The sequence below is a fragment of the Bordetella genomosp. 2 genome, from assembly GCF_002261345.1.
In the GTDB taxonomy this organism is placed as follows: Bacteria; Pseudomonadota; Gammaproteobacteria; order Burkholderiales; family Burkholderiaceae_B; genus Bordetella_A.
This window is the reverse complement of record NZ_NEVT01000007.1, coordinates 387122-409265: the sequence shown is the minus strand read 5'-3', so window position 1 is coordinate 409265 and position 22144 is coordinate 387122. Positions and strand designations below refer to the sequence as shown.

Genomic DNA, 22144 nt, shown 5'->3' with positions numbered 1-22144 from the left:
GTGGCCGGCTCTGTGAAAATAGCCAGTTCATGCCAATTTCACTGGACCAGTTCCGTGCCATGCCCAGCACCCGCGACTTGACGAAAAACTTGAGCCGGGCGCTCTACGACGAGCTGCGCGCCAGGATCGCGGACGGCACCTACGCGGCGGGCGCGCCGTTGCCCTCCACGCGCGCGTTGGCCGCCGAGCGCGGGCTGTCGAGGGGCACCGTGTCGCTGGTCTACGAGCAGCTTGCCGCGGACGGCTTCATCCAGACGCGGGCTGGCGCGGCAAGCCGGGTGGCCGCGGGGGCCGCGCCGGCGCTGACGGCCCGTGCCCGGCGCGGCCGGGGGCACCGTGCCGCCACGGGTGGCCACACCGGCCGGCTGTCGGGTATTGCGCGCCGCATCGCCGGCCTGGGGGTCGGCGATGCCGGTCCGCCCGCGCCAGGCGAGATCGATTTCGTCTATGGGCCATTGGCGGGCTCGGACTTTCCCACGCTGGCCTGGCTGAAAGCGCTGCGGGCCGTCGAGCGGCAACGCAGCCCGCGCCTGGAGTACGAAGATCCGCGCGGCAACCCGGAACTGCGGCGCGCGCTGCAAGCGCACCTGAGCCAGACGCGAGGCCTGGCCTGTTCGGTGGAACAGCTGATGATCGTCAACGGTTCGCAGCAGGCGCTGGATCTCTGCGCCCGGCTGCTGGTGGATCCGGGCGACGGCGTGGTCGTGGAGAATCCGGGCTATCGCATGGCGCACCACGCCTTCGAAGCCTATGGCGGCCAGCTCAGGTGCGTCGACGTGGACGAACATGGCCTGCAGACCGGCCAGCTCGCGGCCCTCGGCGCCGCGCAACTGGCCTACGTGACCCCCACGCACCAGTTCCCCCTGGGGTCGTTCCTGCCGATTGCCCGGCGCCGGGCGCTGCTCGACTGGGCCGCTGAACACGGGGCCTGGATCATCGAGGACGACTACGACGGTGAATACCGCTATACGGTCCGGCCCGAGGCGACGCTGCTGTCGCTGGACCGCCGCGATTGCGTGATCCACGTGGGGACATTCTCGAAGACTTTGTCGCCTCAATTGCGCCTGGGCTACATGGTGCTGCCGCCGTCCCTGGTGGATACCTTCTCGGCCGCGAAGCGGGTGGCGGACCGGCATGCCGCGACAGGGGTCCAGCGCGCCCTGGCCCGGCTGCTGGAGGACGGCAGCTACGGCCGCCACGTACGCCGCATGCGCCGCCAGCAGCAGGCCCGTCAACGCGCGCTTGTCGACGCCTTGACGTCCTGTTTCGGGCGGCGGGTGGAGATCCAGGGCGCGGGCAGCGGGCTGCACCTGGTCGCGTGGTTTCACGGCGTGCCGGCCGGGTCGGAGGCGGCGCTGGTCAGCGCGGCGCGCGAGCATGGCGTGCGCGTCCACCCCATCGGCCCGTTGTTCCATCCCGCCGCCCGGGCCCGGCATCGGCAAGGTCCGGCGGGCCTGGTCATGGGATATGCCTTGCTGGAGGCCGCCGCCATCCGCGAAGGGGTGCGGCGGCTGGCGGACTGCTTGCCCGGCGCTGAGCTCGGCGGCTAGCCGGGACAGCGCCGCCGGAGGAAGACCGTGGCGGCCCGGCGCAGGCCTGTCGATCGCGCGTCGCGCGACATTCCAAGGGTCCGGCACGCGCCCGCCCCGAGACAGGCGCCGCGATCGGGTGGACAATACGCACTGACCCGCCGCCCCGCCTGGGGCGCCTTTTTTTGTCGAGGTAGTCTTGTCCAACGTCGCATCCGCGCCCTTGCCGGGCGGTCCCGTTGCTGAACTGACGCGGCGCGAACAGCGCGGCAACATCGCGCGCCTGACGGTCGCACAGGCGCTGGCAGGCGCGAATTCGGTGGTCGTCTACGCCACCGGGGCGATCGTCGGCGACATGCTGGCGCCCAGCAAGACGCTCGCCACGCTGCCCCTGTCCATCTTCGTGGTCGGCATGGCGGCCTGCATCCTGCCCGCCGGCGCGATCGCCCGGCGCCACGGCCGGCGCGCCGCCTTCCTGGCCGGCACCGGCTGCGGCGTGCTGGTCGGCCTGCTGGCCGCGGCCGCCGTGGTGCTGGGCTCGTTCTGGCTGTTCTGCCTGGCCACCTTTTTCGGCGGCGCCTACGCCGCGGTGGTGCTGTCGTTCCGCTTCGCCGCCGCCGACGGCGTGGCGCCGGCGCTGCGGGCCCGCGCGCTGTCGTTCGTGATGGGCGGCGGGGTCGCGGCCGGCGTGATCGGGCCGCAACTGGTGACGCACACCATGTACCTCTGGCCGCCGCACATGTTCGCCGCGACCTTCCTGGTGCAAGCCGCGGTCGCCGCGGTATCGGCCATGGTGCTGCTCGGCGTGCGGCTGCCCATGCCGACGCCGGCCGAGGTGGCGAGCGGACGGCCGCTCGGGGTCATCGTGCGGCAGCCGCGCTTCATCACCGCGGTGATCTGCGGCGCCGTGTCGTACATGCTGATGAACTTCCTCATGACGGCGGCCCCGCTGGCCATGCACCTCTGCGGCCATTCCCAGGAGAACGCCAACCTGGGCCTGCAGTGGCACGTCATCGCCATGTATGCGCCGAGCTTTTTCACGGGGCGGCTGATCACCCGCTTCGGCGCCGGGCGCATCGTCAGCGCCGGCTTGCTGCTTACCGGGCTGTCCGCCGCGGTGGGGCTGACCGGCATCGACGTCGCGCATTTCTGGCTGACGCTGGTGCTGCTGGGGGTCGGCTGGAATTTCGGGTTCGTGGGCGCGTCCGCGCTGGTGCTGGAATGCCATCGTCCCGAAGAGAAAACGCGCGTGCAGTCGCTCAACGATTTCATCGTGTTCGGCACCATGGCGGTCGGCTCGTTCGCCTCCGGCGGCTTGCTGGCCGCCTACGACTGGGACACCGTGCTGTGGGTGTCGTTCGCGCCGCTCGCCCTGGCGGTCGGGGCGCTGGGCTTTGCCTCCCTGGCCCTGAAGCGCGCGGCATGATGTGCGCGGCGGATGCCCGGCGCGGTTCGCCAGGCCATCCGCCCGGCTCAGATGCCCTGGCCGCCGGACACTTCGATGCGCTGCGCATTGACCCAGCGGTTGTCCTCGGTCAGCAGGCTGGCGATCATGGGACCGATATCGTCGGCGACGCCCACCCGGCCCAATGCCGTCATGCCGGCGAAGAACTGGTTGAACTCGGGAGTGTCGCGCACCGCGCCGCCGAAGAAATCCGTCTCGATCGCGCCCGGCGCCACCACGTTGACCGCGATCCCGCGGCTGCCCAGTTCCTTGGCCATGTAGACGGTCAGCACTTCGACCGCGCCTTTCACGGCGGCATAGGCGGACCAGCCGGGGGCCGAGACGCGCGTCAGCCCGCTGGACAAGTTGACGATGCGGCCGCCGTCCGAGAGCAGGGGAAGCAATTGCTGGGTCAGGAAGAAGACGCCCTTGAAGTGGACGTCGACCAGCTTGTCGAAGGCCGCCTCGCTCATTTCCGCGAGCGGGGCCACGTCGCCATGGCCGGCATTGTTGACCAGATGGTCGAAGGTATCGCGCTGCCACGTATGGGCCAGGGCCGCGCCCACGCGGCGGGCAAAATCCGGGAAACCGGACACGCGGCCCGCATCCAATTGCAGGGCGACGGCCTTGCCGCCCAGCGCCTCGATGTCACGCACCACGGCCATGGCGTCGGCTTCGCGGCTCTGGTAGGTGAGGATGACGTCGCCGCCGTTGCGGGCGATGTGCAACGCCGAGTTGCGGCCGAGGCCGCGGCTGGCGCCGGTGACGAGGGAAATCTTGCGCATGGAATGCTCCTTGGCAGTAGTGGAAACCGGGGTTTATTCTGCGTCCCGGCGCGCGCTTCGCGTTTGCCAGAGTCTCCATGACATTTGCCTTTTCCTCCTGGAGTGCGCGGACCGGCCCGGTCCGCCCGACATCGGCGCATGACCCAAGATCACGGTGAGAACCGCGCCAGCGAGGCGCTGCTGGACGCGGTCCGACGCTACGCCGAGGCGCACGCGAGCCCGGCCGGATTGGCCCAGACCCCGATTGCCGGGCTGTCGGTGGTGCGCGCCACCGCCCCCAGCGGGCTGGAGTACGCGATTTCCCGGCCGCTGGCCTGCCTGGTCCTGCAGGGCGGCAAGCAGGTCATGATGGGCGCGCGGCGTTTTGCCTTCGCCGCGGGCGATTCGCTGCTGATCACGGCGGACGTGCCCACCGTCAGCCAGATCACGCGCGCCAGCCCGGCGCAACCGTATTACTCGCTGGTGCTCGACCTGGATCTGGCCGTCATCGCGGAGCTGTCCCTGCAAATGCAGCCGGGACCGGCCGCGCCGGAGCCGCCCGTGCGGGTCGAGCCGACCGACACGGAAGTGGCGGAAGCGGCGCTGCGCCTGATGCGCCTGCTTGAACGTCCGGAAGCGCTGCAAGTGCTGCGGGCCCAGTTGGTGCGCGAGATGCACTATTGGCTGCTGGCGGGGCGGCACGGCGCCGCGATTCGCCAGCTTGGCGGCGCCGGCAGCCATATCCCGCGGATCGCGCGCGCGGTGGCGCTGCTGCGCACGACGTTCGCGCAGCGGCTGCCGGTGGAGCGCCTGGCGGCGGCGGCCGGCATGAGTCCGTCGGCGTTTCATCGGCATTTCCGCGCCGCGACGTCGCTCTCGCCGCTGCAGTTCCAGAAGCAGTTGCGCCTGATCGAGGCGCGTCGCCTGATGACGGCCGAGGGCATGCAGGCAAGCAGCGCCGCGTTCGCGGTGGGCTACGAGAGCGTGCAGCAGTTCACCCGGGAATTCCGCCGCATGTTCGGTCGCCCGCCAGCCGAGGACGCGAAGGCGTCGAGGAAGGCATAGCGGGGGCCGCCATACCGCCATACGACGGGCGGTATGGTTGATAAGATAATTTCATTTGAGCGGGTATGGCGGCATCCACATAATGGCTCCACACCAATAATCAATACTGGAGACAATCGCCATGACCGCAAGCTCGCTATTGTGGCGGATGCCGTTCGCCCTGTTGCTGGGGCTGGCGCTGGGAACGGCCGCCGCGCATGCCGCCGAGACGTATCCCGACCGCCCCATCACGCTCGTCGTGCCGTTTGCCGCCGGCGGCGGCGCCGATGTGGTCGCCCGGCTGCTCGCCTCGAAACTGCCCGCGCAGCTGGGCGGGCAGTCGGTGATCGTCGACAACAAGCCGGGCGCTTCGGGCAACATCGGCGCCATGCAAGTCGCCCGCGCCCCGGCTGACGGCTATACCTTCCTGTTGACCAACAGCACGCTCACCATCAATGCCAGCCTCGACATGCGCGGCACGCCCGACGTGCGGCAGGCGCTGGCGCCGGTGTCGCTGCTGGTGACGGCCCCGGTGGCGCTGGGCGTCAATTCGGCGCTGCCGGCGCGCACGGTGGCCGAGCTGGCGGGATACATCCGGCAGAACAACGGCAAGCTGAGCTATTCGTCCTGCGGCAACGGCACGCCGCAGCACTTTACCGGCGAGTCGTTCAAGCAGGCCGCCCAGCTCGACATGGTGCACGTGCCGTACAAGGGTTGCGCGCCCGCCGTCAACGATGGCCTGGGCAACCAGGTGCCGATCCTGTTCAGCACGATCCCCAACCTGGCGCCGCACGCCCAGGCCGGCAAGCTGCGCATGCTGGCCGTGGCGTCCGCCCGGCGCGTGTCGTTCATGCCCGATGTGCCGGCCATCGCCGAGACCGCGCCGTTCGGCGGGCTGGACGTTTCCGTCTGGTTCGGCGTGTTCGCGCCGCAGGGGCTGCCCGCCGGCGTGCGCGAGAAGTTCGAGGGCGCCGTCACCGCCGCCATGGCCGACCCGGCGGTGCAGAAGGAGTTCCGGGACCGCTACTACGAGATCGGGCAGACCGGCGCCGCCGCCATGTCGGCGCAGATCGACCGCGACCTGGACATGTATCGCGAGCTGGCCCGCCAGTCCGGCATCACGCTGGAATGACGCGGCCGCGTTTTCTGACTTCATTGCGAGGAAGAGTTCATGAGCACTGCCCCCGACCTGACGGCCTGCATCGACGACCTGGTGGTCGCCAACCGCGTACTGGCCCGCTTCGGCGTGCTGGACGGCTTCGGCCACGTCAGCGTCCGCCATCCGCGCGACCCGCAGCGCTTCTTGCTGTCGCGCTCGCTGGCGCCGGAGCTGGTCACGGCCGATGACATCATGGAGTTCGGCATGGATTCCGAGCCGGTCGCCGGCGACGCGCGCAAGCCCTACCTGGAGCGCTATATCCACGGCGAGATCTACCGCGCGCGGCCCGACGTGCAGGCCGTGGTGCACAGCCATTCGCCCTCGGTGATCCCGTTCGCCGGCTCCTCGGTGCGGCTGCGGCCCATCTACCATATGGCCGGCTTCCTGGGCGGCGGCGCGCCGGTGTTCGATATCCGCTGCTGCTTCGGCGACACCGACATGCTGGTGCGCAATCGCGACCATGGCCGCGAGCTGGCCGGCACGCTGGGCGAGCGGTCGGTCGCGCTGATGCGCGGTCACGGCTTCGTCGCGGTGGGGCCGTCCATCCCGGTGGCGGTGTATCGCGCCATGTACACCGAGATGAACGCGGCGCTGCAGCACAAGGCCATCGGGCTGAACGGCGACATTACCTATCTGTCCGAGCAGGAGGCGGCGCTGGCCGACGAGATGATGGCCGGCGTGATGAACCGGCCCTGGGAGCTGTGGAAGAGCAAGGCCGCGCAGGCCGCCTGAGGCGGTCGCCGCGGGCGGCGGCGCAGTGCGCGGGGGCGGGCCGGGGCCGCTGGTTCACCGGCCGGGGCGGGCCGTTATGGAACCGTCGGCCAAGTTGATATAGTTCGCTGGTTGATGGATCCGCGCGCGCGGATCCGTGCCCCGCATCCTGAATCGTCCCGAACTTGACCGCTCCCGGCAGTACCTCTTCCCGCTCCACGCCGCTGGCCGGCATCGCCTGCGTGTCGGGCGGCATCCTGCTGCTCACGCTGAGCGACGCCCTGGCCAAGTGGGTGGGCCAGTTCTACAGCCCGGTGCAGTTGCTGTTCCTGCGCGCCGCCATCGCCTTGCCGTTCGTGCTGGCGCTGGTCGCCGCGCTGGGCGGCCGCCGCGCCCTGCGCACGCGGCACCTGGGGCTGCACCTGCTGCGCGGCGCCATCAATGTCGTCGCGGCGACCTGTTTCTATCTGGGCCTGCAGGCGCTGCCGCTGGCCGAGACCACCGCCATCGGCTTCGCCGCGCCGCTGTTCGTCACCGCGCTGTCGGTGCTGGTGCTCAAGGAGCGCGTGGACGGCGCCCGCTGGCTGGCCGTGGCGGCCGGCTTCGTCGGCGTGCTGGTCATCGTGCAGCCGGGCGCGGCGAGCTTCCAGCCGGCCGCCCTGTACCCGCTCGCCACTGCCGTGCTGTATGCCTTGATGATGCTGACCGCGCGCGCCATCGGGCAGGCCGAGAGCGTGTTCACCACCATGTTCTACATCGTGGTCGGGCAACTGGTCTGCAGCGCGGTGGCCGTGCCCATGTTCTGGACGCCGCCGCGGTTCGAGCACTGGCCGCACTTCGCGGGGATCGCGCTGTTCAGCACCGTGGGGCTGACGCTGATCACCCAGGGCTTCCGCATCGGGCCGGCGTCGGTGGTGGCCCCGTTCGATTATGCCGGCCTGCTGTGGGCGTCGCTGCTGGGCTGGCTGGTGTGGCGCGACGCGCCCGGCTTGAACGACTGTCTGGGCGCGCTGTTCATTGTCGGCAGCGGCTTGTACATTGCCTGGCGCGAAGCGCGCTCGTCGGCGGCGCGCCGCGCCGGCCGCCTCAGCCGGCCACCAGCTTCAGCACGGTGATTTCCGACGGCGCGCCCAGCCGCTTGGGCGGACCCCAGTATCCCGTGCCGCGGCTGGTATAGACCCACATATCCTGGAAGCGGTGCAGGCCGGCCGTGAACGGCTGCTGGAACCGCACGAAGAAATTCCACGGCAGGAACTGGCCGCCGTGGGTATGGCCGGAGAGCTGCAGCGCGTAGCCGAGCGGCGCAGCCGCGGCGGCGCTGCGCGGCTGGTGCGCGAGCAGCAGGCGGGTGGCGCCGGCCGGCGCGCCGGCCAGCGCGGCGGCCGGGTTGCTGGCCTGCGCCGGATCGAATGCGCCGGCGCTGTAGTCGGTGACGCCGGCCACCACTAGCGCGGCGCCCTGGTGATCCAGCAGCACGTGCTCGTTCATCAATACCCGCAACCCCAGGCGCCGGAACTCCGCCACCCATTGGGCGGCGCCGGAGTAGTACTCGTGGTTGCCGGTCACCAGGTAAACGCCATGGCGCGCGGCCAGCCGGCCCAGCGGCCGCGTGTGCGGCGCCAGTTGCGCCACCGGGCCGTCGACCACGTCGCCGGTAATGGCGACCAGGTCGGGCCGCAGGCCGTTGACCGCCTGGACGATGTGCTCGACGTAGCCGCGCTTGATGGTCGGGCCCACGTGGATGTCGCTGATCTGGGCGATGGTGAATCCGTGCAGCCCGGCGGGCAGGCCGGCGATGGGCACATCGACCCGCCGCACGCGCGCCAGCCGCCTCGCGTTGAACGCGCCCCATAGCGTGGCGCCCAGCGCCAGGACCAGCACCGCCAGGGCGCTGTCGGCCTTGAGCGCGGCCGCCGGCAGGGCCGCGCCGGCCAGCGCGGCGCCGGTGAGCGTCACGGCCAGGGCCGCGTCGCGCAGCATGGTGAACACGAACACCGACGAGAACAGCCCCATGAGCACCAGCCCGGCGCCCGCCACCCAGTCGGCCCAGGGGCGCGCGGCGAATGGACGGATCACCAGCGACAGGGGCATCAGGATGCAGGAAACCGCCAAGGCCGCCACGCCGGCCCAGTGCTGGCCGGGCGTCAGGGCAAGGTCGGGAATCAGCCGCAGGCCGACGTAGACGTGGGCCGCGGCGACGATGGCGAACAGGCGCAGGAGGAACGAGAATCTGGACATCGGCAGGCGTGCCGCCATGGCGCCCGGCGGCGGCGCGCGTCCTGCGGCTGGGTGGAACCAGGGTGCAATATTACGCGCTTGCCGGACGGCGCGGCCATGCCGGGCGCGAGGCGGTTCAGCGCGGGCTGCGCAATGCGATCAGCATCCCACCGGTCACCAGCGCCACGCCCGCCAACGTGGCGGCGGTCGGCACTTCGGCCAGCAGGAAGAACGCGGCGACGACCGTGATGACAGGCACGGTCGCGGTGAAGACCGATACCTCGCTGGCGCCCAGCAGAGCGACCGCGCGGGTATAGACGAAAATGGAAAGCGCGCCGATCAGCACGCCCTGGAACGCGCCCTGCAGCAGGATGTCCTGCCATTGCGCCGCCCACAGCATCTTGCCGGGCAGCAGCGCGTAAGCCGGCAGGAACAGCAACGCCGAGATGGCGGCGACCAGCGCGGCGGCGTGCACGGCTGGCAGGCCGAGGCGCCGCACATACAGCCTGTAGCCGGACCAGCACAGCGAGGCGAGCAGCAGGCAGGCATCGCCCGCCAGCAAGGACGCCGAGGCGCCCGACAAGCCGTCCCATGCCATGGCGCCGATGCCGATGACGATGATGGCCAGGCCGGCCCGGCGCGCCTTGCCCGGCAGGCCGCCGCCGCCCGCCCATATCAGGAACGCGGTGGTCAACGCCAGGGTGCCGTGGATCAACACCGCGCCGTGCGCGGCGGGCGCCAGCGAGAAGCCGGCGTAGGCGGACAGCGCGAAGCCCAGCCCGCCCAGGACCGCCAGGCCGATGGCCTGGCCGATGCGCAGGCCGCCCAGGCCATGCCGGACCAGAACCGGCGCCAGCAGCAGCCCGCTGATGCCGAAGCGCAATGCGGCGATGTCGGGCAAGGCGAGGGCGGTCGCGAAGCCCGCCCGCGAGACGACCACGAAACTGGCGAACAGCATCGCGGCGCAGCACGCATAGGCGATGCCCTGTGTCCGTCCCGGAACCGATGTCCGCGTGGTGCAAGCGTCGGCCAAACCCGCTCCCGTCAAAGCGCCGTCAAGGCGCTGTCAACGGATCATATCCGCCCGCGGCGCCTTTGGGGCGCCGGCGATGTCGGCGCGCGGGCCCGGACCGGCAGGCCGCTTACTGCGGCTCCAGCCGCGCCGCCTTGACGATCGCGGCATACTTCGCCATCTCGCTGCGGAAGTACGCCGCGGTGTCGGCCGGGTTCTTCATGACGATGGCGTTGCCCTGCACGGCCATGGCTTTGCGGACTTCCGGATCCGCATACGCCTTGCCGAATGCCTGGTAGGCGCGCGAGATCGCCGTTGGCGGCAGGCCCTTCGGCCCCACCAGAGCGAACCAGCCTTCCACGTGATAGTCGGGCAACCCCTGTTCGGCAATGGTGGGAATATCCGGGATCGCGGCGCTGCGGCTGGCGCCGCCCACGCCGATGGCTTTCAGCGCGCCGCTTTGCAGGTGCGGCAGGATGGAGGGCAGCGACAGCACGCCCAGGTCCACCTGGCCGCTGATCAGGTCGGTCACCATGGGGCCCACGCCCTTGTAGGGAATGTGCCGGATGCGCAGGCCGGCCTGCTGCAGGAACATCTCGGCCGCCAGGTGCAGGATGGTGCCGTTGCCCGACGACGCATAGTTGTAGGCGTCCGGCTTGGCGCGTAGCGCGGCCACCAGGTCCTGGACATTGCCCTGCGGCAGCTTGGCCGGGTTGACGACCACCAGCAAGGGGGTGGTGCCGATGACCGAAATCGGCGTGATGTCGGCGATGGGGTCGAACGGCACCGATTTGTACACGCTCGGAAAGATCACGTGGTTGTTCGACACCACGCCCAGGTTCGTGCCGTCCGCGGTGCTGCGCACCAGGGCCGTGGTGCCGACGATGCCGCCGGCCCCCGGCTGGTTCTCGATCACCACGGAGGCGCCGAAGGCGGCGTTCAGCGCCGGTCCGGCGCTGCGCACGATGGTGTCGACGCCGGATCCCACGCCCACGGGCAGGATCAGGCGCACCGGCCGCGCCGCGGACTCCGCCCGCAGCAGCCAGGGCGCGCCCAGCGCCGCCAGCCCCAGGGCGCCCAGCAGGGCGCGGCGTGCGCCGGAAGGTCGGGATTCGTTCATGTTGTCTGTCTCCTCGGTATTGTTGTGATGGGCAAGGCGAAGATGCGGTTCAGGCAATGGCCCGCTGCTGGCGCAGCGCGTCGATCTCCGGCGGCCGGTAGCCGACCGATTCCAGCAGCGGCCCGGTGTCCCGTCCGAGCGGCGGCGGCTGCAGGCGCACGCCCAGGCGCCGGCCGCCCAGGGTGAGGGGGAAGAGGGTGGTCTGCGCCACCTGGCCGGCCCGCTCGCCGTCGGGCAGGACGATGTCGGCCAGCCCGCCGGTGGCGCGCAGGTGCGGGTCGTCGAACAATTCCTCGGGCTTGACGATGGGCGCGAAGGGCAGGCCGTGCCGCTCGAAGATGCTGGCGAGTTCGGCGGCGCAATAGCCGCGCAGCCGTTCGCGCACGTCGGCCAGCAGCGTCGGGCGCGCGCGCACGCGGTCGTTGTTGGTGGCCAGGTGGGGCGCGCGCTTCAGGTCGTCGAAGCCGAGCGCGTCGCAGAAGGTGGTCCATTGGGCGTCGCTGACCGCGGCCAGGAAGATCTGCTCGCCGTCCTTGACGGTGAAGACGTCGTACAGCGCCCAGGCCGAGATGCGGTCCGGCATGGGCGCGGCCGCCTCGCCGGTGATGGCGTATTGCAGCATGTGCTGGCCCACCAGGAACACGTTGTTCTCGAACAGGGCGGACTGCACTTCCTGCCCGCGCCCGGTGACGCGGCGCTCGATCAGGGCGGCCAGCGCGCCGATGGCGCCGAACATGCCGCCCATGATGTCGTTGACGCTGGAGCCGGCCCGCACTGGATCGCCGCGCCGGCCGGTCATGTAGGCCAGGCCGCCCATCATCTGCACCACTTCGTCGAGCGCCGTGCGGTGCTCGTAGGGGCCCGGCAGGAAGCCCTTGTGGCTGACGTAGATCACGCGCGGATTGCGCGCGCTGATCGAGGCGTAGTCCAGGCCGTACTTGGCCATGGTGCCGGGCCGGAAATTCTCCAGCACGATGTCGGCGCTGTCGGCCAGGCGCCGCGCCGCCTGCGCGCCCGCCGCGCTGCGCAGGTCGAGCCCGATGCTCTTCTTGTTGCGGTTGAACATCGGGAAGAAGCCGGCGCCGGCGCCCAGCAGGTGGCGCGTGCGGTCGCCCTCGACCGGCTCGATCTTGATGACCTCGGCGCCCAGGTCGGCCAGCACCATGCCGCAGGTGGGCCCCATGACCATGTGCGTGAATTCGACCACGCGGATGCCGGCCAGGGGCAGGCCGGGCCGCGCGGACGCCGCAGGCGCGGCGGCGGCCGGCGCGGCGTCGCCGGCGGGGGCCGCCACATGGCCGGCCGCATTCCGGCCGGGATAAGTCTTCGGCAGCCCCGCGCGCGCCAGCGTGCCGTGCAGGGGCTCGCCGTCCAGCCATTGCGCGGCGCGCCGGCGCAGCGCCAGCAGCTGGTCGATGTCCAGCCCGGTGTCGATGCCCATGCTGCCCAGCAGATACGCCAGGTCTTCGGTGGCGACGTTGCCGCTGGCCCCGGGGGCGTGCGGACAGCCGCCGATGCCGGCCAGGCAGGCATCGTAGCGCTCGACCCCGGTGTCGAGCGCCGCCATGACGTTGGCCAGGCCCAGTCCGCGGGTATCGTGGAAGTGCGCGCAGCTCAGGCGCTCGCCCACCGCGCGCCGGACCGCCTCGAACAGCCGGCGCACCATGAGCGGGTCGGCGTAGCCCACGGTATCGGCCAGGCTGATGCGGTCGGCGCCGGCGTCGAGCAGGGCCTGCGCCAGGCGCAGCACCTCGGCCGGGTCGACCCGGCCCTGGATGGTGCAGCCGAACGCCGTGCCCACGCCGCCTTCGATCAGGGCGCGCGACCCGGCCGCATCGCGCGCGGCGCGCATGCGCGCGACCTCGCGCACTACTTCATCGGGCGTCTTGCGCAGGTTGGCCAGGCTGTGCGCATGGCTGGCGGACAGCGGCACCACCATCAGGTCGGCGCCGCTGGCGAGCGCCAGCTCGGCGCCCTTCAGGTTGGGCACCAGCACCGACACGAACAGGCCGGGCAGGGTCTTCGCATGCGCCACCAGTTCCGCCGTATCGGCCAGCTGGGGCAGCAGGCGGGCCGGCACGAACGAGCCGACTTCGATCTCGCGCTGGCCGGCGGCATGCGCCGCGTCGATCCACTGGCGCTTCAGTCCGGTCGGCACGATGCGCGCGATGCTCTGCAGGCCGTCGCGCAGCCCCACTTCGCGCAGGATCGCGCGGCGCGGCCATGCGGCGGGGAGGGCGGGAGGGCAGGCAGGTACAGGCAGGTCGGGCATGAGGGCGGTTCGTGCAGGTGCGTCGTCGGGGCCCTCAGTTTAGGGTTGACAATACGATCAAGAATATCAATATTGGAAGCTCAGAAATTCCATACTGGAATATCTCCACCAGCACGGCGGGCACCGCCCCGGCAGACCCATGCGCGACCTGGACTTCACTTCCCTGCGGCTCTTTGCGCTCGTTTGCGAAACCCGCAACATCGCCCGCGCGAGCGAGCGCGCCAACATCGCCGGTTCGGCCATCAGCAAGCGGCTGGCGCAGCTGGAACACACGGTGGGCGCCAGGCTGCTGGTGCGCCGGCGGCACGGCGTCGAGCCCTCGGCGGCCGGCGAGACCCTGCTCGAACACGCGCGCTCCATCATGGCCAGCGCCGCGCGCATCGAGCGCGACATGCTGTCCTACACCAAGGGCGTGACGGGGCTGGTGCGCATCCTGGCATCTTCGTCGGCCATGGCGGAATCGCTGCCGGACGACGTGGCGCGCTTCCTGAAAGAGCCGGCGCATGCCGACATCCGCGTCGACCTCGAAGAGGGCCTGAGCCACCAGGTCATCCGCGGCGTGCGCGAGGGCATGGCGTCCATCGGCATCTGCTGGGACGCGGCGGATTTCAAGGGCCTGCGGGCGCGTCCGTACCGCGAGGACCGCCTGGCCATCGCGGTGCCGGCCGGGCATCCGCTGGCGGCGCGCAAGCGCGTGAGCTTCGCGCAGACGCTGGATTACGAGCACGCCGGCATGCCGACCGCGAGCGCGGTGCAGGTGTTGCTGCATCGCGCCGCCGCCCAGGCCGGCAAGCCGCTGATCCATCGCGTCATCGTGGCCAATTTCGATTCGGCCCTGCGCGTGGTCCAGGCCGGGCTGGCCATTACCATCGTGCCGGTCGAGGTGGCCAGCCCCTACGCGCGCGGCGCCGGCCTGCGCATCGTGCCGCTGGAAGACGCCTGGGCCCGGCGCCGCTTCATGCTGTGCTTCCGCGATGCGGACAGCCTGACGCCGGCGGCGCGCCTGCTGCTGGATCATCTGGCGGGGGCGGCCGACGCCGCGCCCGCGCCAGCCGGTTTATAAAGGAGGCAGGCGGCCGGCGCCGACGGCGCCGCGCCATGTCGGGAGCGCCCATGGCTGATCTGGTGCAACTCCGTCCGGAAGGCCTGTATTGTCCGGCCGGGCAGTTCTACATCGACCCCTGGCGGCCGGTCGTCGTCGCGGTGCTGACGCACGGCCACGGCGACCATGCGCGCCCCGGCATGGGCTGCTATCACACCAGCGCGGAAGGCCTGCCGATCCTGCAATGGCGCCTGGGGGCGCAGGACTATCGCGTCCATGCCTACGGCGAGCCGTTCATGCTGGGCGATGCGCGCGTGTCGCTGCATCCGGCCGGCCACGTGCTGGGCTCGGCCCAGGTCCGCATCGAGGCCGGCGGCCAGGTGTGGGTGGTCTCGGGCGACTACAAGCGCCAGCCCGATCCCACCTGCAGCCCGTTCGAAGTGGTCGCCTGCGACACCTTCATCACCGAGGCGACGTTCGGCCTGCCGATCTACCGCTGGCCCAGCGCCGCCGACGTCGCGCGCGATATCGTGCGCTGGCGCGACCACTGCGCGGCGCGCGGCGAGGCCGCCATTCTCTACTGCTATGCGCTGGGCAAGGCGCAGCGCCTGCTGGCCGAGCTCAAGCCCTGCATCGACCGGCCGGTCTACCTGCATGGCGCGATCGCCGCGGGCGTGGAGGTGTACCGGCGCGCCGGCATCGACATGGCCGACACGCGCCCGGTCATCGACGCGGACGGCGCCGCGCCCGCGCCGGGTACGGGTTTTGCTGGAGAGCTGATCATGGCGCCGCCTTCGGCGGCCGGCAGCGCCTGGTTGCGGCGCTTCCGCAGGGCGCAGCAGGGCTTCGCGTCGGGCTGGATGCGGCTGCGCGGCAACCGGCGCCGCCGCAATATGGATCGAGGCTTTGTCGTGTCCGATCATGCCGACTGGCCGGCCCTGCTGTGCACGATCCGCGAGACCGGCGCGCGGCGCGTGATCGCCACGCATGGCGACACCCATGCGCTGGTGCGCACCCTGAACGAGGCCGGCGTGGCCGCCGAGACGCTGGCGACGCAGTACGGCGACGATGACTGAGGCCCGGACACGCCAAAAAGAGGAGCCGCGCATGAGCAGATGCCGTCCGATCCCCGGCCCGCGCGCGGCGGCTTGCAGCGCCGGCAGGCCTGGCGCGGGAACACGGACCGCGGCATGAAGCGATTCGCGGCGCTGTACCAGGAACTGGACCGTTCCACCGCCATCCTGGACAGGCGCGCGGCGCTGGTCGCCTATTTCCGCGATGCGCCGCCGCGCGACGCGGCCTGGGCGCTGTACCTGCTGGCGGGCGGCAAGATCACCAGCGCGCGCCGCAAGATCGCCGCCGTGGGCGAACTGCGCGCCTGGGCCGCGGCGGCCTCCGGCACGCCGCCCTGGCTGGTCGATGCCAGCTACGACCAGGTCGGCGACCTGGCCGAGACCCTGGCGCTGCTGGTGCCCGACCCGGAGCGGCCCGCGCCGGAGCGCGGCCTGGCCGACTGGATCGAGGAAGTGCTGCTGCCGGTCGCCAACCGCGACGAAGCCGAACGCCGCGCGGCGATCGTGCCGGCCTGGCTGGGCCTGCCGTTCGACGAGCGGCTGGTCTTCAACAAGATGCTGACGGGCGCGCTGCGCGTCGGCGTCTCGCAACGCACGGTGCAGCAGGCCCTGGCGGAAATGTCGGGCGTACCGATCGCGCGCATCGCCCAGCGCATGCTGGGCGCGTGGACGCCCAGCCCGGCCTTCCTGCGCGACCTGCTCAGCGCGGAAGAGCTGCCCGGCGACCGCCAGCAGCCGTATCCGTTCTTCCTGGCCGCGCCGCTGGAGGGCGATCCGGCCGTCCTGGGGCCGATCGACGAGTGGCTGGTCGAGTGGAAGTGGGACGGCATCCGCGCGCAGTTGATCCGTCGCCACGGCGAGGTGGCGTTGTGGTCGCGCGGCGAAGAGCGCCTGGACGGACGCTTTCCCGAAGTCGAGGCCGCGGCCGCCGCGCTGGACGTCGATTGCGTGCTGGACGGCGAATTGCTGGCCTGGCAGGACGACGCCGCCGCGCCGATGCCGTTCGCCGCCCTGCAGACGCGCATCCAGCGGCTCAAGCCCGGGCCGCGCTGGCTGGCCGAGGCGCCGGTGCGCATGCTGGCGTACGACTTGCTGGAACTGCAAGGGACCGACCTGCGCGAGCTGCCGCAGGCCGAACGCCGGCGCCGCCTGGCCGCATTGCTGCGGCGCCATCCCGACCCGCGCCTGGCGCTGTCGCCGCTGGTGGCGCCGGCCAGTTGGGAGCAGGCCGCCGCGCTGCGCGCGGAGTCGCGCGAGCGCGGCGTGGAAGGTTTCATGCTCAAGCGCGCCAGCGCGCCCTACCAGAGCGGGCGCCGGCGCGGCGACTGGTGGAAGTGGAAGATCGACCCGCTGACCGTCGATGCCGTGCTGCTGTACGCGCAAGCGGGCCACGGCCGCCGCAGCACGCTCTATACCGACTACACCTTCGGCCTGTGGCAGGGCGACACGCTGGTGCCGGTGGCCAAGGCGTATTCCGGCCTGGACGACAAGGAGATCCTGGAGCTGGACCGTTGGCTGCGCGCCCATACGCGCGAGCGTTTCGGCCCGGTGCGCGCGGTCGACCCGGTGCAAGTGTTCGAGCTGGGCTTCGAGGGCGTCAGCCTGTCGAAGCGCCACAAATCGGGCGTGGCGGTGCGCTTCCCGCGCATCCTGCGCTGGCGGCGCGACAAGCCGGCCGCCGAGGCCGACCGGCTCGAGACGCTCAAGGCGCTGGCGCGATGAGGAGCCCGCGCGCCTGGGATGCGCCGCTGGCGGCCTGGTTCCAGGCGCGCGGCTGGCGGGCGGCGGCTTTCCAGCGCGAGACCTGGCGCCGCTATCTGGCGGGCCAGTCGGGCCTGCTGCATACGCCGACCGGCAGCGGCAAGACGCTGGCGGCATTCGGCGGGCCGCTGCTGGAGGCGCTGGGCGAGCCGGACCACGCGCGCGCGGCGGGCCAGGGGCCGCGCGTGCTGTGGGTGACGCCGCTGCGCGCGCTGGCGGCCGACACCACGCGCGCGCTGGCGCAGATCGTCGGCGACTTGTCCCTGCCCTGGACCGTCGCGATGCGCACCGGCGACGCCAGCGCGCGCGACAAGCGCCTGGCGCGCCAGGGCAAGGCGGACGTGCTGGTGATCACGCCCGAATCGCTGGCGCTGCTGCTGTCCTACCCGGACACGGCGCCGCGCTTGCGCGCCCTGCGCTGCGTGGTGGTGGACGAGTGGCACGAACTGCTCGGCAACAAGCGCGGCGTGTTGCTGCAGTTGTGCCTGGCGCGCCTGCGATGCCTGTCGCCGCCGCTGCGCACCTGGGGCCTGTCCGCCACGCTGGGCAACCTGGAAGAGGCGCGCGCGGTGCTGCTGCCGCATGTGCCGGAAGGCGCGCTGGTGGCGGGCGCGCGGCCCCGCAAGATGGTCATTTCGACCTTGCTGCCGACGCCCGGCCGCGCCTTGCCATGGGCCGGGCACCTGGGCCTGGCGCAATTGCCGCGCGTGTTCGAGCGCCTGTTCGCGGTGCGGTCCAGCCTGTTGTTCACCAACACGCGCGCCCAGGCGGAATTGTGGCACCGCGCGCTGGAATCGATCTGGCCGGAAGACCGGGCCACGCTGGCGCTGCACCACGGTTCGCTGGATCCCGCGCTGCGCGCCGCCGCCGAGCAGGGCCTGCGCGACGGCACGGTGCGCTGCGTGGTGGCGACTTCCAGCCTGGACCTGGGGGTGGATTTCCCCGCGGTGGACCAGGTGCTGCAGGTCGGCAGCCCCAAGGGCGTGGCCCGCCTGCTGCAGCGGGCCGGCCGCGCCCGGCACCGCCCCGGCGCATCGGGCCGGGTCGTCTGCGTGCCCGCGCAGGCGCTGGAGCTGATCGAATATGCCGCCGCGCGCCAGGCCATCGCGCGCGGCGCCATCGAATCCCGGCCGGCGCCGCGCGGCAGCCTGGATGTGCTGGCCCAGCATGCCGTGACGCTGGCCCTGGGCGGCGGGTTCGAGGCTCACGCGCTGTACCGCGAAGTGACCGGCACGCACGCCTACGCCGGCCTGGACGTCGCCACCTGGCAGGCCGTGCTGGACTTCATCGTGCAGGGCGGCCGCGCGCTGGAGAACTATCCGGAATTCCGGCGCGTCGAGCGCGACGAGGATGGCCGGTACCGCGTGCACGACCGCCGCGTCGCCCTGCGCCACCGGTTGTCGATCGGCACCATTGCCGCCGATGGCGCGGTGTCGGTGCGCTATTTGCGAGGCGGCACGCTGGGCTCGGTGGAAGAGGGCTTCCTGGCGCGCCTGCGCCCCGGCGCGGTCTTCCAGTTCGCCGGCCGGGCGCTGCAACTGGTGCGCCTGGAAGGCATGACCGCCTATGTGCGGCGCGCCAAGGGCGGCGACGGCGCGGTCGCCACCTGGCAAGGCGGCCGCATGCCTTTGTCGACCCAATTGGCGCGCGAAGTGGAAAGCCTTTATGCGCAGCCCGGCGCGCACCGCGAAATGCGCGTCGTGGCGCCGCTGCTGCGCATCCAGCAGCGGGCCAGCGCGCTGCCGCGCCGCGACCGCCTGGTGGCCGAGCGCATCGCCACGCGGCGCGGCATGCACCTGTTCCTGTTCCCGTTCGCGGGCCGCGCGGTGCACGAAGGCCTGGCGGCCATGCTGGCGCTGCGCTGGGGCCGCCGCGAGGCCAACACGTTTTCCTATGCCGTCAACGACTATGGCCTGATGCTGACGCTGGCCGCGCCGGCCGTGCTGGATGAGGCGCTGCTGCGGCAATTGCTCAGCCCGGCCGGCATGGCCGAGGACCTGCGCGACGGCGTCAACCTGGGCGAGCTGGCGCGCCGGCAGTTCCGCGAGATCGCCCGCGTGGCAGGCCTGCTGACGCCGTCGCTGCCGGGCCGCGCGGCCCGGTCGCTGCGCCAGGTGCAGGCCTCCAGCGGCCTGCTCTATGACGTGTTGCGCCGCTACGATCCCGGTCATCTGTTGCTGGCGCAGGCCGAACGCGAGGTCTTCGAGTTGCAGCTGGAGGCGCCGCGGCTGCTGGCGGCCCTGCGCGACTGCGAGCGCCGCGTCCTGGCGCTGTGCGAGCCGCGCACGCTCACGCCGCTGTCGTTTCCGCTCTGGACCGAAAGCCTGCGCGGCCAGCTCAGCACCGAGACCTGGCAGGCGCGCGTGCGACGCGCCGCCGCGCAACTGGAGCAGCGCTATGCCGACATCGCCTGACCAGGCGCTGGCCATGCGGCTGGCCGGCGAACCGGTGGCGCTGATGGGCGAACGCGCCCTGTACTGGCCCGCGCGCGGCCGCCTGGTGATCGCCGACCTGCACCTGGGCAAGGGCCATGTATTCCGCCGGGCCGGCATTGCCGTGCCGGGCGGCGCCACGCAGGACGACCTGCGGCGCCTGGCGCGCCTGGTGGCCGCGACCGCCGCGCGCGAGCTCTGGATCGTCGGCGACGTGCTGCACGGGCCGGCTTCGCAGGCCGGCTGGCGCGACCGCTGGGCGCGCTGGCGCCAGGAGCATGCCGGGCTGGACGTGGCGGTGCTGAACGGCAACCACGACCGCGCGCTGCGGGGCGCTGCGCTGGGCGTGCGCCAGTTGGGCGAGGCCTGGGACGACGGGCCGTTCCTGTTCCGCCACCTGCCGCATGCCGATCCGCGCGGCCGCCATGTGATCGCCGGCCACGTGCATCCCAAGGTGCGCCTGCCGGGCGTGCCGCGCACCTGGCCGGCGTTCTGGCTGAGGCCCGGGGTGACCGTGCTGCCGGCGTTTGCCGATTTCTCGGGCGGGCACCTGGTCGACCCCGGGCCCGACGGCGCGGCGGTGGCCTGCGTGGAGGGCGCCGCCGTGCCGATCGGGATAGGGCCCTGATCGGCGCCGGGCCGTCGCCGGCTCAGGCGCGGATCGCCCCGCCGCTGGATTGCCGGCGGCCCGCCGCCCAGTGCAAGACCAGCGCCACCGCGAGCATGAGCGCCATCACCATGCCCCAGATGATCCAGCCCACCACCGCGATCACCGTTCCCAGCCCGCCGAACGCCGGCAGGATCTGGTTGACGCCGTTCATCAGCCACACCGCGGCCGCCTGCAGCGATTCCAGCAGACCGGTTCCCACCCAGGGTTCGGCCCAGGCGGGCGGCGTCCACGGCCCCGGCTCCGCCAGCGTGCCGGGCAGGCGGGACGCGGCAACGGTGTCGAGCAGCCAGTCGGATAGCTGCAGGGTGAGGGCGACCAGTCCGGTCCAGAGCACGGACAGGACGGCAAAAGCGAGCCAGATGATCTTTTTCATTGAAGTCGGGTTTCCGGAAAAAAAGCGCAGGCCCTACGATACCCCGGCTTTGTGTGACAGGCGCAGCCGCAAGCCGGGCCCGCCGTCGGGTGGCGGCCCCCTGTTATTCTTCCTGCAAGACTCTTCTTTTACAGTAGCGGTTCCGAGTGTGAGGTTCTCATCAGGGAGGCGTGCATGAATATCCGATTCAAGAAGGTCAGTCTTGCCGTGGCGACCGCGTTGGCGCTGGGGATGCCGCTGATGCACGGATGCGCGGCCAGCAGCAGCGATTCGCGCGTCGAGGCCGCGGTGGAGGACAAGCCCTTCTATGACTGGTTCAACAAACTGACGAGCCAGGTCGAGGCGGATCCAAAATACAAGCGCATTCCTATCGACACCGAGGCGCAGCAAAACGAATTCCTGGTCTGGCTGCACGACGCCTACCGGCACAGGATCTCCAAGCAGGAATTCGCCAGCCGTGTCAATGCACAGTACCCCAACCACGATTACGAAACTTCTTTCATTGTGTCGCGGCTGCCGTAACATCGGGCGCAAGTGGCGCGGCGACGCCGCCGCGCCGGCATGACTGGAGGGCGAGATGAATCATCGGATGGCGCGCCGCGTCGGCGGCGCCGCGTTGCTTGGCGTTGCGATGGCGGCATGGGCCGGGGCCGGCCATGCGGATCCTTGCGACGGGCTGGCGGTTGCCATGCATGCGGACAACCACAAGACGTATGCCACGGCGGCCGCGCGCGGGCTTACCGTGCAGGTGCGGCCGGCCTCGGTCAAGATGGAGAAGCTCTACCGCGATGGCGCCTGGAGCGCGGCGTGGCTCGACATACCCGGGCAGGAGTCGGGGGTGTTCTTCTTCCAGGACCGCGACGGCGCGCCGCGCTTCAAGGAAGTCTGGGGCGGCATGGCCGATGCTTCCGACCGGCCAGACCTGGTCAAGTGGGCCAGGCAACTCGGCGCGCCCGAAGGTCTGGCGCGCTGCTTCGCGCAGGCGGTCACGACGGACTGACCCACGCGGTCGCAGGGGACCAAACCCATGGCAAGCAAGACACCCGTCAAGGCATCCAAGGCCGCCAACCGCGGCTCGGCCCGGCAGGCGGACGCCGGCCCAGTCCTGCTCTCGGGCGGCAACCCGCAGATCGCCAAGGCGGACGGCGATGCGCCGGTGCAGGCCTACATCGCCGCCATGCCGGGCTGGAAGCGCGATATCGGGCGCCGCCTGGATGCCCTGATCGTGCGCACCGTGCCCGGCGTGCGCAAGGCGGTGCGGTGGAACTCGCCGTTCTACGGCGTCGAGGGTCGCGGCTGGTTCCTCAGCTTTCACTGCTTCACCAAGTACATCAAGGTGACCTTCTTTCGCGGCACGGCGCTGCAGCCCATGCCGCCCGGGCCGTCCAAGGACCCGGACACGCGCTATCTCGACATCCATGAAGATGCCGGGCTGGACGAGCCGGCCGTGGCGGCATGGATACGGCAGGCCTCGCAACTGCCCGGCTGGGAGTTCGGCGCCAAATGAGCGCCGGCCGGGTG

20 protein-coding genes and 1 pseudogene are annotated in these 22144 nt (G+C 71.4%); 14 read left to right on the top strand and 7 right to left on the bottom strand.

Features of this window, described 5'->3' with window-relative positions:
• Nucleotides 1-29: 29 nt before the first annotated feature.
• The gene (locus tag CAL24_RS18680) at nt 30-1550 is read left to right on the top strand and encodes a PLP-dependent aminotransferase family protein (protein WP_331280859.1); all 1521 of its coding nucleotides are present in this window, start codon (nt 30-32) and stop codon (nt 1548-1550) included.
• 178 nt (nt 1551-1728) lie between these two features.
• Nucleotides 1729-2955 (top strand): MFS transporter, encoded by a 1227-nt coding sequence (locus tag CAL24_RS18675; protein ID WP_028352536.1) that lies wholly within the window; start codon nt 1729-1731, stop codon nt 2953-2955.
• Nucleotides 2956-3002: 47 nt separating this feature from the next.
• Here CAL24_RS18675 and CAL24_RS18670 read toward each other — a convergent pair whose 3' ends face one another.
• The gene (locus CAL24_RS18670) at nt 3003-3758 is read right to left on the bottom strand and encodes an SDR family NAD(P)-dependent oxidoreductase (RefSeq protein ID WP_028352535.1); all 756 of its coding nucleotides are present in this window, start codon (nt 3756-3758) and stop codon (nt 3003-3005) included.
• A 138-nt stretch (nt 3759-3896) separates the two neighbouring features.
• On the opposite strand from CAL24_RS18670, the gene CAL24_RS18665 reads away from it, so the two are divergent.
• The 4 genes from CAL24_RS18665 (at nt 3897) to CAL24_RS18650 (ending at nt 7766) form a co-directional block, all read left to right on the top strand.
• The gene (locus tag CAL24_RS18665; protein WP_094807542.1) at nt 3897-4802 is read left to right on the top strand and encodes an AraC family transcriptional regulator; all 906 of its coding nucleotides are present in this window, start codon (nt 3897-3899) and stop codon (nt 4800-4802) included.
• A gap of 121 nt (nt 4803-4923) precedes the next feature.
• Nucleotides 4924-5913, top strand: a complete 990-nt coding sequence (locus CAL24_RS18660; RefSeq protein ID WP_094807541.1) for a tripartite tricarboxylate transporter substrate binding protein — start codon at nt 4924-4926, stop codon at nt 5911-5913.
• Between the two features lie 39 nt (nt 5914-5952).
• Nucleotides 5953-6672, top strand: coding sequence for a class II aldolase/adducin family protein (locus CAL24_RS18655; protein ID WP_051439218.1), 720 nt, complete (start codon nt 5953-5955; stop codon nt 6670-6672).
• Between the two features lie 164 nt (nt 6673-6836).
• On the top strand, nt 6837-7766 hold the full coding sequence (locus CAL24_RS18650) for a DMT family transporter (RefSeq protein ID WP_051439217.1): 930 nt from the start codon (nt 6837-6839) through the stop codon (nt 7764-7766).
• Here the strand turns inward: CAL24_RS18650 and CAL24_RS18645 are convergent.
• From CAL24_RS18645 to CAL24_RS24360, 5 genes and pseudogenes are all read right to left on the bottom strand, one after another.
• Complete coding sequence (locus CAL24_RS18645; protein WP_170947122.1) at nt 7738-8889, bottom strand: metallophosphoesterase; 1152 nt, start codon at nt 8887-8889, stop codon at nt 7738-7740. The genes CAL24_RS18650 and CAL24_RS18645 overlap by 29 nt on opposite strands.
• Before the next feature lie 115 nt (nt 8890-9004).
• Nucleotides 9005-9826, bottom strand: coding sequence for a DMT family transporter (locus CAL24_RS18640; RefSeq protein WP_094807540.1), 822 nt, complete (start codon nt 9824-9826; stop codon nt 9005-9007).
• Between the two features lie 184 nt (nt 9827-10010).
• Nucleotides 10011-11000, bottom strand: a complete 990-nt coding sequence (locus CAL24_RS18635) for a tripartite tricarboxylate transporter substrate binding protein (RefSeq protein WP_094807539.1) — start codon at nt 10998-11000, stop codon at nt 10011-10013.
• A gap of 49 nt (nt 11001-11049) precedes the next feature.
• Entirely contained in the window at nt 11050-12228 is a 1179-nt protein-coding gene (locus CAL24_RS24365) for a CaiB/BaiF CoA transferase family protein (protein WP_432759299.1), read from the bottom strand.
• Nucleotides 12229-12390: 162 nt separating this feature from the next.
• A pseudogene (locus tag CAL24_RS24360) lies at nt 12391-13272 on the bottom strand (hydroxymethylglutaryl-CoA lyase); the annotation flags it as partial.
• A gap of 139 nt (nt 13273-13411) precedes the next feature.
• On the opposite strand from CAL24_RS24360, the gene CAL24_RS18625 reads away from it, so the two are divergent.
• The 5 genes from CAL24_RS18625 to pdeM all read left to right on the top strand — a co-directional run bounded on the left by CAL24_RS18625 (nt 13412) and on the right by pdeM (nt 20208).
• Nucleotides 13412-14335, top strand: coding sequence for a LysR family transcriptional regulator (locus CAL24_RS18625; protein ID WP_028352527.1), 924 nt, complete (start codon nt 13412-13414; stop codon nt 14333-14335).
• 50 nt (nt 14336-14385) lie between these two features.
• Nucleotides 14386-15390: a ligase-associated DNA damage response exonuclease gene (locus CAL24_RS18620; RefSeq protein WP_094807537.1), complete on the top strand. Its 1005-nt coding sequence runs from the start codon at nt 14386-14388 to the stop codon at nt 15388-15390.
• A gap of 114 nt (nt 15391-15504) precedes the next feature.
• Nucleotides 15505-17109, top strand: coding sequence for an ATP-dependent DNA ligase (locus CAL24_RS18615; protein WP_094807582.1), 1605 nt, complete (start codon nt 15505-15507; stop codon nt 17107-17109).
• A complete protein-coding gene (locus CAL24_RS18610; RefSeq protein ID WP_094807536.1) occupies nt 17106-19562 on the top strand; it encodes a ligase-associated DNA damage response DEXH box helicase in 2457 nt (818 codons plus the stop codon). The genes CAL24_RS18615 and CAL24_RS18610 overlap by 4 nt, the downstream gene beginning before the upstream one ends.
• Nucleotides 19546-20208: a ligase-associated DNA damage response endonuclease PdeM gene (pdeM, locus tag CAL24_RS18605; RefSeq protein WP_094807535.1), complete on the top strand. Its 663-nt coding sequence runs from the start codon at nt 19546-19548 to the stop codon at nt 20206-20208. The genes CAL24_RS18610 and pdeM overlap by 17 nt, the downstream gene beginning before the upstream one ends.
• 22 nt (nt 20209-20230) lie before the next feature.
• Here pdeM and CAL24_RS18600 read toward each other — a convergent pair whose 3' ends face one another.
• A complete protein-coding gene (locus tag CAL24_RS18600) occupies nt 20231-20623 on the bottom strand; it encodes a hypothetical protein (protein WP_094807534.1) in 393 nt (130 codons plus the stop codon).
• A 174-nt stretch (nt 20624-20797) separates the two neighbouring features.
• Between CAL24_RS18600 and CAL24_RS18595 the strand changes: the two genes are divergently transcribed.
• From CAL24_RS18595 to CAL24_RS18585, 3 genes are read left to right on the top strand one after another with little or no spacing between them, the layout of a single operon-like run.
• Entirely contained in the window at nt 20798-21145 is a 348-nt protein-coding gene (locus CAL24_RS18595) for a hypothetical protein (protein WP_028352521.1), read from the top strand.
• 55 nt (nt 21146-21200) lie between these two features.
• Complete coding sequence (locus CAL24_RS18590) at nt 21201-21623, top strand: hypothetical protein (RefSeq protein WP_141218098.1); 423 nt, start codon at nt 21201-21203, stop codon at nt 21621-21623.
• Nucleotides 21624-21650: 27 nt separating this feature from the next.
• A complete protein-coding gene (locus CAL24_RS18585) occupies nt 21651-22130 on the top strand; it encodes a DUF1801 domain-containing protein (RefSeq protein ID WP_094807532.1) in 480 nt (159 codons plus the stop codon).
• Nucleotides 22131-22144 lie beyond the last annotated feature (14 nt).

Bases quoted from the DNA above. Each gene is read 5' to 3' on its own strand.
- CAL24_RS18680 (WP_331280859.1), top strand. From the start codon at position 30: ATGCCAATTTCACTGGACCAGTTCCGTGCCATGCCCAGCACCCGCGAC.
- CAL24_RS18670 (WP_028352535.1), bottom strand. From the start codon at position 3,758: ATGCGCAAGATTTCCCTCGTCACCGGCGCCAGCCGCGGCCTCGGCCGC.
- CAL24_RS18665 (WP_094807542.1), top strand. From the start codon at position 3,897: ATGACCCAAGATCACGGTGAGAACCGCGCCAGCGAGGCGCTGCTGGAC.
- CAL24_RS18660 (WP_094807541.1), top strand. From the start codon at position 4,924: ATGACCGCAAGCTCGCTATTGTGGCGGATGCCGTTCGCCCTGTTGCTG.
- CAL24_RS18655 (WP_051439218.1), top strand. From the start codon at position 5,953: ATGAGCACTGCCCCCGACCTGACGGCCTGCATCGACGACCTGGTGGTC.
- CAL24_RS18645 (WP_170947122.1), bottom strand. From the start codon at position 8,889: ATGTCCAGATTCTCGTTCCTCCTGCGCCTGTTCGCCATCGTCGCCGCG.
- CAL24_RS18640 (WP_094807540.1), bottom strand. From the start codon at position 9,826: ATGCTGTTCGCCAGTTTCGTGGTCGTCTCGCGGGCGGGCTTCGCGACC.
- CAL24_RS18635 (WP_094807539.1), bottom strand. From the start codon at position 11,000: ATGAACGAATCCCGACCTTCCGGCGCACGCCGCGCCCTGCTGGGCGCC.
- CAL24_RS18625 (WP_028352527.1), top strand. From the start codon at position 13,412: ATGCGCGACCTGGACTTCACTTCCCTGCGGCTCTTTGCGCTCGTTTGC.
- CAL24_RS18620 (WP_094807537.1), top strand. From the start codon at position 14,386: ATGGCTGATCTGGTGCAACTCCGTCCGGAAGGCCTGTATTGTCCGGCC.
- CAL24_RS18615 (WP_094807582.1), top strand. From the start codon at position 15,505: ATGAAGCGATTCGCGGCGCTGTACCAGGAACTGGACCGTTCCACCGCC.
- CAL24_RS18610 (WP_094807536.1), top strand. From the start codon at position 17,106: ATGAGGAGCCCGCGCGCCTGGGATGCGCCGCTGGCGGCCTGGTTCCAG.
- pdeM (WP_094807535.1), top strand. From the start codon at position 19,546: ATGCCGACATCGCCTGACCAGGCGCTGGCCATGCGGCTGGCCGGCGAA.
- CAL24_RS18600 (WP_094807534.1), bottom strand. From the start codon at position 20,623: ATGAAAAAGATCATCTGGCTCGCTTTTGCCGTCCTGTCCGTGCTCTGG.
- CAL24_RS18595 (WP_028352521.1), top strand. From the start codon at position 20,798: ATGAATATCCGATTCAAGAAGGTCAGTCTTGCCGTGGCGACCGCGTTG.
- CAL24_RS18590 (WP_141218098.1), top strand. From the start codon at position 21,201: ATGAATCATCGGATGGCGCGCCGCGTCGGCGGCGCCGCGTTGCTTGGC.
- CAL24_RS18585 (WP_094807532.1), top strand. From the start codon at position 21,651: ATGGCAAGCAAGACACCCGTCAAGGCATCCAAGGCCGCCAACCGCGGC.